Origin of the sequence: Pseudomonas sp. NPDC077186, from assembly GCF_044543505.1 — a bacterium.
Classification (GTDB): Bacteria; Pseudomonadota; Gammaproteobacteria; order Pseudomonadales; family Pseudomonadaceae; genus Aquipseudomonas.
In genome coordinates this window covers 48,268-63,134 of sequence record NZ_JBITWE010000002.1, presented here as the reverse complement: position 1 = coordinate 63,134, position 14,867 = coordinate 48,268, and the positions used below count along the sequence as shown (strand labels likewise).

Sequence of the window (14,867 nt, the reverse complement as noted above, 5' to 3'; positions counted from 1 at the left end):
GTGCCTGCCAGATGCGGGCGTTTGGTGTAAGTTAGGTCGGTATATCACTGGTCGTCATGGGAAGCCTGCTTCGCCACGAGGCCTGCTTCAGAGGGTAGCTAATTGAACGACATGGCAAAGAACCTGATCCTGTGGCTGATCATCGCGGCCGTACTGGTCACCGTGATGAACAACTTCTCCAGCCCGAGCGAGCCACAGACCCTGAGCTACTCGCAGTTCATCGAGCAGGTCAAGGAGGGGCGCGTCGAGCGCGTCACCGTCGACGGTTTCGTGATCACCGGCAAGCGCACCGACGGCGAAGGCTTCAAGACCATTCGTCCGGCGATCCAGGACGGCGGCCTGATCGGCGACCTGATCGACAACAACGTGGTGATCGAGGGCAAGCAGCCCGAGCAGCAGAGCATCTGGACCCAGTTGCTGGTGGCCAGCTTCCCGATTCTGGTGATCATCGCCGTGTTCATGTTCTTCATGCGCCAGATGCAGGGCGGCGCCGGCGGCAAGGGCGGGCCGATGAGTTTCGGCAAGTCCAAGGCGCGGCTGCTCTCCGAAGACCAGGTCAAGACCACCTTCGCCGACGTCGCCGGTTGCGACGAGGCCAAGGAAGAGGTCAGCGAGTTGGTGGAATTCCTTCGCGACCCGGGCAAGTTCCAGCGCCTGGGCGGACGCATCCCGCGCGGCGTGCTGATGGTCGGCTCGCCGGGTACCGGTAAGACGCTGCTGGCCAAGGCCGTGGCCGGCGAAGCAAAAGTGCCGTTCTTCACCATCTCCGGCTCCGATTTCGTCGAGATGTTCGTCGGCGTGGGCGCTTCCCGCGTACGCGACATGTTCGATCAGGCCAAGAAGCACGCGCCCTGCATCATCTTCATCGACGAAATCGACGCCGTCGGTCGCCATCGCGGCGCCGGCATGGGCGGCGGGCACGACGAGCGCGAGCAGACCCTCAACCAGCTGCTGGTGGAGATGGACGGCTTCGAGATGAACGACGGCATCATCGTCATCGCCGCCACCAACCGTCCGGACGTGCTCGACCCTGCGCTGCTGCGCCCCGGTCGTTTCGACCGTCAGGTGGTGGTCGGCCTGCCGGATATCCGCGGTCGGGAACAAATCCTGAAAGTGCATATGCGCAAGGTGCCGATGAGCGACGACGTGCAGCCGGCGGTGATCGCCCGCGGCACCCCGGGCTTCTCCGGTGCCGACCTGGCCAACCTGGTCAACGAGGCCTCGCTGTTCGCCGCCCGCGCCGGCAAGCGCCTGGTGGAGATGAAGGAATTCGAGCTGGCCAAGGACAAGATCATGATGGGCGCCGAGCGCAAGACCATGGTCATGTCCGACAAGGAGAAGCTCAATACTGCGTTCCACGAGGCCGGTCACGCCATCGTCGGGCGCCTGGTGCCCGAGCACGACCCGGTCTACAAGGTGTCGATCATTCCGCGCGGTCGCGCCCTGGGCGTGACCATGTTCCTGCCGGAAGAGGATCGCTACAGCCTGTCCAAGCGCGCGCTGATCAGCCAGATCTGCTCGCTGTTCGGCGGCCGTATCGCCGAGGAAATGACCCTGGGCTTCGACGGTGTCACCACCGGTGCCTCCAACGACATCATGCGCGCCACCCAGCTGGCCAAGAACATGGTGACCAAGTGGGGCCTGTCCGAGAAGCTCGGCCCGCTGATGTATGCCGAGGAAGAGGGCGAGGTGTTCCTCGGGCGCAGCATGGGCAGCCAGCACAGCAATGTGTCCGGCGAAACCGCCAAGCTGATCGACGAGGAAGTGCGGCGCATCATCGACGAGTGCTACGCCACCGCCAAGAAGCTGCTGGTGGAGAACCGCGACAAGCTCGACGCCATGGCCGAGGCGCTGATGAAGTACGAAACCATCGACGCCGAGCAAATCGACGACATCATGAACGGCCGCGAGCCGCGTGAGCCGCGCGGCTGGGATGGCGGCGGCGACTCCGGTGCGCCGCAGGCCAAGGTCGACGAGGTCGATCGTCCCGAGAAGCCCATCGGCGGACCGGCGGCCGAGCACTGATTGACTATGCCCCTCGCGCAATACCCGAGCCGGCTGCCCTGTGGCAGCCGGCTTCTTGATTTGTCCCGTCCGCAGGTGATGGGCATCCTCAATGTCACCCCCGATTCCTTCTCCGATGGCGGCCGCTTCACTGCGCGCGACGCCGCGCTGCGCCATGCCGAAGCGATGGTCGCGGCAGGGGCGACGCTGATCGACGTCGGCGGTGAGTCGACGCGTCCCGGCGCGCGCGTGGTTTCGCCGACCGAGGAGCTGGAGCGCGTGGCGCCGGTGGTCGAGGCCATCGCCCGCGAGCTGGACGTGATCATCTCGGTCGACACCTCGACTCCGGCGGTGATGCGCGAAACGGCGCGACTCGGTGCCGGGCTGATCAACGACGTGCGTTCGCTGCAGCGCGACGGCGCGCTGGATGCCGCCGCCGACAGCGGCCTGCCGGTGTGCCTGATGCATATGCGCGGCGAGCCCGGCAATATGCAGGACGACCCGCAGTACCCGGATATCCTGGTCGAGGTGCGCGACTTTCTTGAAGAGCGCATGGCGGCCTGCGCGACGGCTGGTATTCCCGCCGAGCGGATCGTGCTCGATCCGGGCTTTGGTTTCGCCAAGACCCTGGAGCACAATCTGGCCCTGTTCAAGCGTATGGGCGAGCTCTCCGTCCTCGGCCGCCCGCTGCTGGTTGGCGTGTCGCGCAAGAGCATGATCGGCAAGGTGCTTGGTCACGAGGTGGGCGAGCGCCTGTATGGCAGTCTGGCGCTGGCGGCCCTGGCGCTGACCAAGGGCGCCCATATTTTGCGTGTGCACGACGTCGCCGAAACGGTGGACGTGGTGCGGATGATCGCCGCGGTGGAAGCGGCGCACTAACAAGGAAAGCGGTATGGCTAGAAAATACTTCGGCACCGACGGCATTCGTGGCCGCGTCGGGCAATTCCCCATCACACCGGATTTCATGCTCAAGCTCGGCTGGGCGGCGGGCACGGCCTTCCGCAAGCAGGGCAAGTGCCGCATCCTGATCGGCAAGGACACGCGAATTTCCGGCTACATGTTCGAATCCGCCCTGGAGGCCGGTCTGGCCGCCGCCGGTGCCGACGTGCAGCTGCTCGGGCCGATGCCGACCCCGGCCATCGCCTACCTGACGCGCACCTTCCAGGCCGACGCCGGCATCGTCATCAGCGCTTCGCACAACCCGCACGACGACAACGGCATCAAGTTCTTCTCCCGCGAGGGCACCAAGCTGCCCGACGATGTGGAGTTGATGATCGAGGAGCTGCTCGATCAGCCGATGACCGTGGTGGAGTCCGCCGGCATCGGCAAGGCCTCGCGGATCAACGATGCCTCGGGGCGTTACATCGAATTCTGCAAGGGTAGCGTGCCCAGCGGCACCAGCTTCAAGGGGCTGAAGATCGTCGTCGACTGCGCCCACGGCGCCGCCTACAAGGTCGCCCCCAGCGTGTTCCGCGAACTGGGCGCCGAGGTGCGGGTGATGGCGGCACAGCCCGACGGACTGAACATCAACGACGCTTGCGGCTCGACCCATATCGCCGCCCTGCAGGCCGAGGTGGTCGCGCAGCAGGCCGATCTGGGCATCGCCTTCGACGGCGACGCCGACCGGGTGTTGATGGTCGATCAGCACGGCGCGGTGGTCGATGGCGACGAACTGTTGTTCATCATCGCGCGCGATCTGCAGGAGCGCGGTCGTCTGCGCGGCGGCGTGGTCGGCACGCTGATGAGCAACCTGGGCCTGGAACTGGCCCTGGCCGAGCTGAACATCCCCTTCGTGCGGGCCAAGGTCGGCGACCGCTACGTGATCGCCGAGCTGCTGGCGCGCAACTGGCAGCTGGGGGGGGAGAATTCCGGACACCTGGTGTGCTTCCAGCACACCACCACCGGCGACGCGATCATCGCCGCGCTGCAGGTGCTGATGGCGCTCAAGCGTCGCGAGCAAACCCTGGCCGAGGCGCGTGGCGGAGTGAAGAAGTGCCCGCAGGTGCTGGTCAACGTGCGCCTGGGCGGCGATGTCGATCCGCTCGCGCACCCTTCGGTGCAGGAAGCCTGCAATCGGGTGACCGAGCGCATGGCCGGTCGCGGTCGGGTGCTGTTGCGCAAGTCGGGAACCGAGCCGTTGGTGCGGGTGATGGTCGAGGGCGACGAGGAAAGCTCGGTGCGCGGCTATGCCGATGAATTGGCTAAGATTGTTGCCGAAGTCTGTGCTTGATTGAGCTTGCTACCGAGGGTGCTCTTGGGTAACATCTGCGCCCTCTTTGATCGACGAGGTAAAACATGCGTCGCCCCTTGGTCGCCGGTAACTGGAAAATGCACGGTACCCGCGCCAGCGTCGCAGAGCTGATCGAAGAGCTTCGCCAGCTGGAGCTTCCGGCTGAAGTCGAAGTCGCGGTATTCCCTGGCAGCTTGCATATCGCCCAGGCCGTGGCCGCTCTGGCCGCTGGTGCCGTGAAAGTGGGTGCGCAGAATTGTGCGGTACAGGTGGAACAGGGCGCCTTGACCGGTGAGCTGGCGACGAGTCAGTTGGTCGATGCCGGATGCGAGCTGGTGCTGGTTGGCCACTCCGAGCGGCGTCTGATCCTGGGCGAGGGCGACGAAGCGGTGATTCGCAAGTTCGCCGCCGCGCAGGCTGCAGGTCTGGTGCCGGTGCTGTGTCTCGGCGAGACGCGCGAGCAGCGCGAAGCCGGTGCGACACTGGATGTGGTGGGTGCTCAGTTGGCTGCCGTGATCGACGCTCTGGGCGTCGAGCCGCTGGCGAAGGCGGTGCTGGCTTACGAGCCGGTTTGGGCCATAGGCACCGGGCTGACCGCTACGCCCGAGCAGGCCCAGGAAGTCCACGCGGCGATCCGTGCCCAGGTTGCGCAGGCGGATGCCGGGGTGGCGAGCGGTCTGAGAATTCTTTATGGCGGCAGTGTGAAGGCCGCCAGTGCAGCCGAGTTGTTCGGCATGCAGGATATCGATGGGGGGCTTGTGGGTGGAGCCTCTCTGAATGCGGATGAATTCGGTGCGATCTGTCGCGCTGCAGGAAACTGAAGAATGCTGGAAACAGTCATTGTGGTTCTGCACCTGCTGGGTGCGATCGGTGTAGTGGTGCTGGTGCTGTTGCAGCAGGGCAAGGGTGCCGATGCTGGCGCGTCGTTCGGTTCGGGGGCTTCGGCAACCGTATTCGGAAGCCAAGGTTCCTCTACCTTTCTGAGTAAGTTTACTGCTATACTCGCCACCGGTTTTTTCATTACTAGCTTGGGCTTAGCGTTCTTTGCTAAAGAAAAAGCTGATGCACTGACCCAGGTTGGTCTGCCAGATCCAGCGGTTCTGGAAGTTCAACAAAAGCCGGCAGCAGAAGATGTGCCGGTGCTCGAAGAGCAAACGCCCGCCGCCGATTCGTCGGATGTGCCGGAGGCTCCCGAGCAGTAACAGTTTTGCCGAGGTGGTGGAATTGGTAGACACGCTACCTTGAGGTGGTAGTGGCCATAGGCTGTAGGGGTTCGAGTCCCCTCCTCGGTACCATACTCAAGAAAGCCCGCAGTTCGCGGGCTTTCTTGTTGCTGGAGTCTCGGTTGACCCTCGAGGGGGGCAGCCGTATAATTCCGGCCCAGCTTTGACGCGGGGTGGAGCAGTCTGGTAGCTCGTCGGGCTCATAACCCGAAGGTCGTTGGTTCAAATCCAGCCCCCGCAACCAGTTTCAGCAGGCCCCTTTTCAGGGGCTTTTTGTTAGCTGAAAGACAGTGTCCGCCGGTATTTCAGGCGGTTCGAAGGGATGGGCGTTTCGCCCATTTTTTATTTGCACAGCATGCGCGAGGGCCGTTAAGTGTCGAGCAAGCTAGAACAGTTGCAGGCCTTGTTGGCCCCGGTAATCGAAGCACTCGGTTATCAGTGTTGGGGCATCGAGTTCCTGTCGCAGGGGCGTCATTCGCTGCTGCGTGTCTATATCGACAAGGAAGGCGGCATCCTGATCGACGATTGCGAGATCGTCAGCCGTCAGCTCAGCGGTGTGCTGGACGTCGAGGATCCCATTACCTCGGAGTACACCCTGGAAGTGTCTTCGCCCGGCATGGACCGGCCGTTGTTCACCCTGGAGCAGTTCGCCACCCACGTCGGCGAGCAAGTGAAGATCAAGCTGCGTTCGCCTTTCGACGGGCGGCGCAACTTTCAAGGCCTCCTCCGCGGTGTGGAGGAGCAGGACGTGGTAGTGCAGGTGGATGACCACGAGTACCTGTTGCCGGTCGACCTGATCGACAAGGCCAATATCATTCCCCGATTTGATTGAGACGCGGATCCCGCGAGAGCTCTGCGGCTAGCGCGAATGGCGCAAGTAGCGCACATGGCGCAAGTAGCGCGGATTGTGCAGATCCAATGGATTGCGAAAGGCGAGGCGTACGATGAGCAAAGAAGTACTGCTAGTTGTTGAGTCGGTATCCAACGAAAAGGGTGTGCCGGCTAGCGTAATTTTCGAGGCGCTGGAGTTGGCTCTGGCGACCGCAACCAAGAAACGTTTCGAAGACGAAGTCGATCTGCGCGTGGCGATCAACCGGCAGAACGGCAGCTACGAGACCTTCCGGCGCTGGACCGTGGTAGACGAGTCCGAGTTCGAAGACCCGGCCTACCAACTGACCGAAGACATGCCGCAGGCCATGGAAGCCGGCGCCAAGATCGGCGACGTGCTGGAGGAGAAGGTCGAGTCCATCGAGTTCGGCCGCATCGCCGCGCAGACCGCCAAACAGGTCATCGTGCAGAAAGTGCGCGAGGCCGAGCGTGCGCAGGTGGTCGACGCCTACCGCGAGCGCCTGGGCGAGATCATCTCCGGCACCGTGAAGAAGGTCACCCGCGACAATGTCATCGTCGACCTGGGCAACAACGCCGAGGCGCTGCTGGCCCGTGAAGACATCATTCCGCGCGAGACTTTCCGCGTTGGTGTGCGTCTGCGTGCCCTGCTCAAGGAAATTCGTACCGAGAACCGCGGCCCGCAACTGATCCTGTCGCGTACCGCTCCGGAAATGCTGATCGAGCTGTTCCGCATCGAAGTACCGGAAATCGCCGAAGGGCTGATCGACGTCAAGGCCGCCTCCCGTGATCCGGGTTCGCGCGCCAAGATCGCCGTACGCTCTAAGGACAAGCGTATCGACCCGCAGGGTGCCTGCATCGGTATGCGTGGTTCGCGCGTCCAGGCCGTTTCCGGCGAGCTGGGCGGTGAGCGCGTGGATATCGTGCTGTGGGACGACAACCCCGCGCAGTTCGTCATCAATGCCATGTCGCCGGCTGAAGTGGCTGCGATCATCGTCGATGAAGATGCCCATGCCATGGACATCGCCGTTGGCGAAGACAACCTGGCCCAGGCCATTGGTCGTGGCGGTCAGAACGTGCGTCTTGCCAGTCAGTTGACCGGCTGGACGCTGAACGTGATGACCGAAGCGGACATCCAGGCCAAGCAACAGGCAGAAACCGGCGACATCATGCAGTCCTTCATCGACGAGCTGGAAGTCGACGAAGAACTGGCTCAAGTCCTGGTTGAAGAGGGTTTCACCAGTCTCGAAGAGATTGCCTACGTACCCATGGAAGAAATGCTCAGTATCGACGGCTTCGACGAGGAGATCGTCAATGAGCTGCGTGCACGGGCCAAGGATCGTCTGCTGACCAAGGCGATCGCCAACGAGGAGAAGTTGGCCGATGCCCATCCGGCAGATGATTTGCTGGAACTGGAAGGCATGGACAAGGCGCTGGCTCTGGAGCTTGCGCTGCGCGGCGTGATTACCCGTGAAGACCTGGCCGAGCAGTCGATTGACGACCTGCTCGACATCGACGGCATCGACGAAGAGCGTGCCGGCAAGCTGATCATGGCCGCCCGAGCCCATTGGTTCGAATAAGCGGTTGCGGCCTGAGGAGAAAGATGCATGACGCAAGTCACGGTGAAAGAACTGGCCACAGTGGTCGACACCCCGGTTGAGCGCCTGCTGCAGCAGATGCGTGAAGCTGGGCTGTCCCACAGCAGTGCCGAACAGGTAGTGACCGATAGCGAGAAACAGGCCCTGCTGGCCCATCTCAAGAGCAGTCACGGCGACAAGGTCGAAGAGCCGCGCAAGATTACCTTGCAACGCAAGACCACCAGCACGCTGCGCGTCGCTGGTAGCAAGACCATCAGTGTTGAAGTGCGCAAGAAGAAGACCTTCGTCAAGCGCAGCCCGGAAGAGCTGGAAGCCGAGAAGCAGCGCGAGCTGGAAGCTCAGCAGGCCGCTGCCGAGGCCGAGCGCCTGAAGGCCGAGGAAGAAGCCAAGCGCAAGGCCGAAGAAGAAGCCAAGCGCCAGGCAGCTGCGGCCCCGGCGGCGGTTGACGGCGTTGCCGCGGTTGCCGCGCCGGTCAGCGAACCGGTGGTGGCTGCTCCTGTGGTCGAGGTCGAACGCAAGAAGGAAGAAGTGCGTCGTCCCGAGAAGGCACGCAGCGACGACGACGAGCGCCGCGATCGCAAGCACACCCAGCATCGCCCGACCGTCAAGGAGAAGGCGCCGGCTCCGCGCGTCGCGCCGCGCAGCGTCGACGAAGAGAGCGACGGTTTCCGTCGCGGTGGCCGTGGCAAGGCCAAGATGAAGAAGCGCAACCAGCATGGCTTCCAGAGCCCGACAGGCCCTATTGTGCGCGACGTATCGATTGGCGAGACCATTACTGTTTCCGATCTGGCCCAGCAGATGGCCATCAAAGGCGCGGAAATCGTCAAGTTCATGTTCAAGATGGGCACCCCGGTGACCATCAACCAGGTGCTGGATCAGGAAACCGCCCAGTTGATCGCCGAGGAATTCGGCCACAAGGTCAAGCTGGTCAGCGACAACGCCCTGGAAGAGCAACTGGCCGAGTCGCTGAAGTTCGAGGGCGAGGCCTTCCAGCGCGCGCCGGTAGTGACCGTCATGGGCCACGTCGACCACGGCAAGACCTCCCTGCTCGACTACATCCGTCGCGCCAAGGTGGCCTCCGGTGAGGCGGGTGGCATCACCCAGCACATCGGCGCCTACCACGTGGAAACCGACCGCGGCATGGTGACCTTCCTCGACACCCCGGGCCACGCTGCGTTTACCCAGATGCGTGCCCGTGGTGCCCAGGCCACCGACATCGTCATCCTGGTGGTGGCGGCGGACGACGGCGTGATGCCGCAGACCCAGGAAGCGGTGCAGCACGCGAAAGCGGCTGGCGTGCCGATCGTGGTCGCGGTGAACAAGATCGACAAGCCCGATGCCAACCCGGACAACATCAAGAACGGCCTGGCCGCTCTCGACGTGATCCCGGAAGAGTGGGGCGGCGATGCACCTTACGTGCACGTTTCGGCCAAGATGGGTACCGGTATCGACGAATTGCTCGAAGCCGTATTGCTGCAGGCTGAAGTGCTCGAGCTGAAAGCCACGCCGTCGGCCCCGGGCCGTGGTGTGGTGGTTGAATCGCGCCTGGACAAGGGCCGCGGCCCGGTGGCCACGGTGCTGGTGCAGGACGGTACCCTGCGTCAGGGCGACATGGTCCTGGTCGGCGTCAACTACGGCCGCGTGCGTGCCATGCTTGACGAGAACGGCAAGTCGATCAAGGAAGCCGGTCCGTCGATTCCGGTCGAGATTCTCGGCCTGGACGGCACGCCGGATGCCGGTGACGAGATGATGGTGGTGGCCGACGAGAAGAAGGCCCGCGAAGTTGCGCTGTTCCGTCAGGGCAAGTTCCGCGAGGTCAAGCTGGCTCGTGCGCACGCCGGCAAGCTGGAAAACATCTTCGAGAACATGGGCCAGGAAGAGAAGAAGACCCTCAACATCGTGCTCAAGGCCGATGTGCGTGGTTCTCTGGAAGCCCTGCAGGGCTCGCTCAGCACCCTGGGCAACGACGAAGTGCAGGTGCGCGTGGTCGGTGGCGGCGTCGGTGGCATCACCGAGTCCGATGCCAACCTGGCGCTGGCCTCCAACGCCGTGCTGTTCGGCTTCAACGTCCGTGCCGACGCCGGTGCGCGCAAGATCGTCGAGGCCGAAGGCCTGGACATGCGCTACTACAACGTCATCTACGACATCATCGAGGACGTCAAGAAGGCGCTCACCGGTATGCTCGGCAGCGACGTGCGGGAGAACATCCTGGGCATCGCCGAGGTGCGTGATGTGTTCCGTTCGCCGAAGTTCGGCGCGGTGGCCGGCTGTATGGTCGTCGAAGGCACCGTCTACCGTAACCGTCCGATCCGCGTACTGCGCGAGGACGTGGTGATCTTCGAGGGCGAGCTGGAGTCCCTGCGTCGCTTCAAGGACGACATGTCCGAGGTGCGTAACGGCATGGAGTGCGGTATCGGCGTGAAGAGCTACAACGACGTCAAGGTCGGCGACAAGATCGAAGTGTTCGAGAAGGTCCAGGTGGCGCGCAGCCTGTAAATACAGCTGCAAGCCTCAAGCGGCAAGCTTCAAGAGGTGGCCTGGCCTACCTGTTGAGCTTGCCGTTTGGCTTTTTAGTATTTTTTAGCTTGAAGCTTAGAGCTTGAAGCTTGAGGCAGCTTTTATGGCCAAAGACTACAGCCGTACCCAGCGTATCGGCGATCAGATGCAGCGCGAGCTGGCCCTGATGATCCAGCGCGAGATCAAGGATCCGCGCCTGGGCCTGGTGACCATCACCGCGGTGGACGTCAGCCGCGACCTGTCCCATGCCAAGGTGTTTATCACCGTGATGGGCAAGGACGACGATGCCGAGCAGATCAAGCTCAACCTGGAGATCCTCGGCGAGGCGGCGGGCTACCTGCGCATGCTGCTGGGCAAGTCGATGAAGGTGCGCACCATTCCGCAACTGCACTTCCAGTACGACGCCAGCATCCGCCGCGGCGCCGAGCTGTCGGCGCTGATCGAGCGGGCGGTGGCGGAAGATCGCAAGCACCAGGACGGCGGCGAGGAGTAAGGCGTGGCCCAGGTCAAACGTATACGGCGCAAGGTCGACGGCATCATCCTGCTGGACAAGCCGCGCGGCTTCACCTCCAACGCCGCGCTGCAGAAGGTGCGCTGGCTGCTCAACGCGGAGAAGGCCGGCCACACCGGCAGCCTCGACCCGCTGGCTACCGGCGTGCTGCCGCTGTGCTTCGGCGAGGCGACCAAGTTCTCCCAGTACCTGCTCGATGCCGACAAGGGCTACGAGACCCTGGCCCAGCTCGGTGTCACCACCACCACCGGCGATGCCGAGGGCGAGGTGCTGGAGCGCCGTCCGGTGACCGTTGGTCGCGCCGAGATCGAGGCGCTGCTGCCGCGTTTTCGTGGCGAAATCAAACAGATACCGCCGATGTACTCGGCCCTGAAGAAGGACGGCCAGCCGCTGTACAAGCTGGCCCGTGCCGGCGAGGTAGTGGAGCGCGAGGCGCGTTCTGTTACTATTGCGCGCCTGGATTTGCTGGCCTGCGAGGGCGAGCAGGCCCGCCTGGCGGTCGATTGCAGCAAGGGCACCTATATTCGCACCCTGGTCGAGGATCTCGGCCAACTGCTCGGTTGCGGCGCGCACGTCGCCGAGCTGCGCCGGACCAAGGCGGGCCCGTTCGACCTGAGCCGCACCGTGACCCTGGAAGAGCTGGAAGCGGCGCATGCCGAAGGCGGCAACGAAGCGCTGGATCGCTTCCTGCTACCGGCCGATAGCGGTCTGCAGGACTGGCCGCTGCTGCAGTTCTCCGAGCACAGCGCGTTCTACTGGTTGCAAGGGCAGCCGGTGCGAGCGCCGGAAGCACCGAAGTTCGGCATGGTGCGGGTGCAGGATCACAATGGTCGCTTCATCGGCATCGGTGAGGTGAGTGACGATGGGCGTATCGCTCCGCGTCGATTGATTTATACCGGTGCGTAGCACCGAAAGGTTCGGCCGAGATGGCTGAAAGCCTGATGCTGACGACGTCGTCATCAGGTGCTGCGAGGGTGGCTGTTAGTAGGCACGGTCATACCTCTTTTTAAAACACGGGAAGCGATTCCCGGCCTATTGAGACTGCTTCGGCAGTTTCCAGATGAGAGGAAGCCAACATGGCACTCAGCGTTGAAGAAAAAGCCCAGATCGTTAACGACTACAAGCAAGCTGAAGGCGATACCGGTAGCCCGGAAGTGCAGGTTGCCCTGCTGACCGCCAACATCAACAAGCTGCAAGGTCACTTCAAGGCCAACGGTAAGGATCACCACAGCCGTCGTGGTCTGATCCGTATGGTTAACCAGCGTCGTAAGCTGCTGGACTACCTGAAGGGTAAGGACACCAGTCGTTACAGCGCCCTGATCGGTCGCCTGGGCCTGCGTCGTTAATAGACGCGAGCTGCACAAGTTGGAAGCTGGGAGTTCGGCGTCGCGAGTGGGGAGTGATCCTCACCTCGTGGCGCTGGGCTTCCAGCTTTTGGCTTTTCGAGGGATGCACCGGGTCCGACTCCCGCGCTTCTTTCCAATTTCCCCCAAGGCAACAAAGAGAAGGAAAACACCGTGAACCCGGTAATCAAGAAATTCCAGTTCGGTCAGTCGACCGTTACCCTCGAGACTGGCCGTATCGCCCGTCAAGCCTCCGGCGCAGTGCTGGTCACCGTCGACGACGACGTCAGCGTGCTGGTCGCCGTAACCGGCGCCAAGACTGCCGACCCGAGCAAGGGCTTCTTCCCGCTGTCCGTGCACTACCAGGAAAAGACCTACGCTGCCGGCAAGATCCCCGGCGGTTTCTTCAAGCGTGAGGCGCGTCCCTCCGAGAAGGAAACCCTGACCTCGCGTCTGATCGACCGTCCGATCCGCCCGCTGTTCCCGGAAGGCTTCCAGAACGAAGTGCAGGTCATCTGCACCGTGGTTTCCACCAGCAAGAAGACCGATCCGGACATCGCCGCGATGATCGGTACCTCGGCCGCCCTGGCCATCTCCGGCATCCCGTTCAACGGCCCGATCGGTGCTGCGCGCGTCGCCTTCCATCCGGAAACCGGCTACCTGCTGAACCCGAACTACGAGCAGCTCAAGGCTTCGAGCCTGGACATGGTCGTGGCCGGCACCAAGGACGCCGTGCTGATGGTCGAATCGGAAGCCAAAGAGCTGACCGAAGACCAGATGTTGGGCGCCGTACTGTTCGCCCATGAGGAGTTCCAGGTGGTCATCCAGGCTGTCGCCGAGCTGGCTGCCGAAGCCGGCAAGCCGACCTGGGACTGGCAGCCGAAGCCGGAAAACACCGCACTGCTGAACGCCATCCGTGGCGAGTTCGGTGACGCGATTTCCCAGGCCTACACCATCACCATCAAGCAGGACCGCTACGCGCGTCTGGGCGAGCTGCGCGATCAGGTGGTTGCCAAGTTCTCCGGCGAAGAAGGGCAGCCGAGCGCCGGTGAAGTCAAAGACGCCTTCGGCGAGATCGAATACCGCACCGTGCGCGAGAACATCGTCAACGGCAAACCGCGTATCGATGGTCGTGACACCCGCACCGTGCGTGGCCTGAACATCGAAGTCGGGGTACTGGACAAGACCCACGGCTCGGCGCTGTTCACCCGTGGCGAAACCCAGGCGCTGGTCGTGGCCACCCTCGGTACCGCCCGCGACGCGCAACTGCTCGACACCCTCGAAGGCGAGAAGAAAGACCCCTTCATGCTGCACTACAACTTCCCGCCGTACTCGGTCGGTGAGTGTGGCCGCATGGGCGCTACTGGCCGTCGCGAAATCGGCCATGGCCGTCTGGCCCGTCGTGGCGTTGCCGCCATGCTGCCGAGCGCTGACGAGTTCCCGTACACCATCCGCGTGGTGTCGGAAATCACCGAGTCCAACGGTTCTTCCTCCATGGCTTCGGTGTGCGGCGCTTCGCTGGCGCTGATGGACGCCGGTGTGCCGATGAAGGCGCCGGTGGCCGGTATCGCCATGGGCCTGGTGCTGGAAGGTGAGAAATTCGCCGTCCTGACCGACATCCTCGGCGACGAAGACCACCTGGGCGACATGGACTTCAAGGTAGCCGGTACCGCCAAGGGCGTCACCGCGCTGCAGATGGACATCAAGATCCAGGGCATCACCGAAGAGATCATGGAGCAGGCGCTGGAGCAGGCGCTGGAAGCGCGCCTGAACATCCTCGGCCAGATGAACCAGGTCATCGCCCAATCGCGCAGCGAACTGTCGGCCAACGCGCCGACCATGCTGGCGATGAAGATCGACCAGGACAAGATCCGCGACGTCATCGGCAAGGGTGGCGCCACCATCCGCGCCATCTGCGAAGAGACCAAGGCTTCGATCGATATCGAAGACGACGGCTCGATCAAGATCTTCGGCGAAACCAAGGAAGCGGCCGAGGCTGCCAAGCAGCGCGTGCTGGCCATCACCGCGGAAGCCGAGATCGGCAAGATCTACGTCGGCAAGGTCGAGCGCATCGTCGACTTCGGCGCCTTCGTCAACATCCTGCCGGGCAAGGACGGCCTGGTGCACATCTCCATGCTGAGTGATCAGCGCGTGGAGAAGGTCACTGACGTGCTGAAGGAAGGCCAGGAAGTGAAAGTGCTGGTGCTGGACGTGGACAACCGCGGCCGTATCAAGCTGTCGATCAAGGACGTCGCTGCTGCCGAGGCCTCTGGCGTCTAAGCACGTTTAGTCTGTTCGAACGAGAAGGGCTCCTGCGGGAGCCCTTTTTTGTGCGCGATCGTCAGGGTTCGTCACTGCCGACTTGAGATGCGCCGGCGATGCATGCATGCGTTTACTCGGTTATCGGATCATGCAAATTGCCCGAGAGTTTTTTTGCGACTCGGCGAAATGCAATCAAAAGCATAATGGCGATTTTGTTTAAGTGTTTGTTTTTAAAGGATTTAATTTAATTTAAAGACCTGGCACAGGCCCTGCAACAGTACTGCTGAACCTGCAACCAGGAGTTGGTTTGCAGATTGTCTGGAACGTACAGGA

General features: G+C 62.8%; 12 protein-coding genes and 2 tRNA genes. All 14 read left to right on the top strand.

Translation table 11 applies throughout. From position 1 onward, the window contains the following. Positions 1-111: 111 nt before the first annotated feature. The 14 genes from ftsH to pnp all read left to right on the top strand — a co-directional run bounded on the left by ftsH (position 112) and on the right by pnp (position 14,552). Complete coding sequence (gene ftsH / locus ACIGKL_RS08945) at positions 112-2,025, top strand: ATP-dependent zinc metalloprotease FtsH (RefSeq protein ID WP_397486848.1); 1,914 nt, start codon at positions 112-114, stop codon at positions 2,023-2,025. Positions 2,026-2,031: 6 nt separating this feature from the next. After that, positions 2,032-2,883 (top strand): dihydropteroate synthase, encoded by an 852-nt coding sequence (gene folP, locus ACIGKL_RS08940; RefSeq protein ID WP_397486318.1) that lies wholly within the window; start codon positions 2,032-2,034, stop codon positions 2,881-2,883. A gap of 13 nt (positions 2,884-2,896) precedes the next feature. Then, positions 2,897-4,234, top strand: a complete 1,338-nt coding sequence (glmM, locus tag ACIGKL_RS08935) for a phosphoglucosamine mutase (RefSeq protein ID WP_397486317.1) — start codon at positions 2,897-2,899, stop codon at positions 4,232-4,234. 65 nt (positions 4,235-4,299) lie between these two features. After that, complete coding sequence (tpiA, locus tag ACIGKL_RS08930) at positions 4,300-5,055, top strand: triose-phosphate isomerase (RefSeq protein WP_397486316.1); 756 nt, start codon at positions 4,300-4,302, stop codon at positions 5,053-5,055. A gap of 3 nt (positions 5,056-5,058) precedes the next feature. Then, the gene (secG, locus tag ACIGKL_RS08925) at positions 5,059-5,436 is read left to right on the top strand and encodes a preprotein translocase subunit SecG (protein WP_397486315.1); all 378 of its coding nucleotides are present in this window, start codon (positions 5,059-5,061) and stop codon (positions 5,434-5,436) included. A 7-nt stretch (positions 5,437-5,443) separates the two neighbouring features. After that, positions 5,444-5,529, top strand: a tRNA-Leu gene (locus tag ACIGKL_RS08920). Positions 5,530-5,624: 95 nt separating this feature from the next. Further along, positions 5,625-5,701, top strand: a tRNA-Met gene (locus ACIGKL_RS08915). Between the two features lie 129 nt (positions 5,702-5,830). Beyond that, positions 5,831-6,289 (top strand): ribosome maturation factor RimP, encoded by a 459-nt coding sequence (rimP, locus tag ACIGKL_RS08910; protein ID WP_397486314.1) that lies wholly within the window; start codon positions 5,831-5,833, stop codon positions 6,287-6,289. 112 nt (positions 6,290-6,401) lie between these two features. Beyond that, positions 6,402-7,883: a transcription termination factor NusA gene (nusA, locus tag ACIGKL_RS08905; RefSeq protein WP_397486313.1), complete on the top strand. Its 1,482-nt coding sequence runs from the start codon at positions 6,402-6,404 to the stop codon at positions 7,881-7,883. Positions 7,884-7,910: 27 nt separating this feature from the next. Continuing rightward, complete coding sequence (gene infB, locus ACIGKL_RS08900) at positions 7,911-10,397, top strand: translation initiation factor IF-2 (protein WP_397486312.1); 2,487 nt, start codon at positions 7,911-7,913, stop codon at positions 10,395-10,397. A gap of 124 nt (positions 10,398-10,521) precedes the next feature. Then, positions 10,522-10,911 carry a 30S ribosome-binding factor RbfA gene (gene rbfA, locus ACIGKL_RS08895; protein WP_397486311.1) on the top strand — a complete coding sequence of 130 codons (390 nt, stop codon included), beginning with the start codon at positions 10,522-10,524 and terminating at the stop codon, positions 10,909-10,911. A gap of 3 nt (positions 10,912-10,914) precedes the next feature. Then, a complete protein-coding gene (gene truB, locus ACIGKL_RS08890) occupies positions 10,915-11,835 on the top strand; it encodes a tRNA pseudouridine(55) synthase TruB (protein WP_397486310.1) in 921 nt (306 codons plus the stop codon). Positions 11,836-12,005: 170 nt separating this feature from the next. Beyond that, entirely contained in the window at positions 12,006-12,275 is a 270-nt protein-coding gene (gene rpsO, locus ACIGKL_RS08885) for a 30S ribosomal protein S15 (protein WP_004424394.1), read from the top strand. Between the two features lie 171 nt (positions 12,276-12,446). Continuing rightward, positions 12,447-14,552, top strand: coding sequence for a polyribonucleotide nucleotidyltransferase (pnp, locus tag ACIGKL_RS08880; RefSeq protein WP_397486309.1), 2,106 nt, complete (start codon positions 12,447-12,449; stop codon positions 14,550-14,552). The last annotated feature ends 315 nt before the right edge of the window (positions 14,553-14,867 follow it).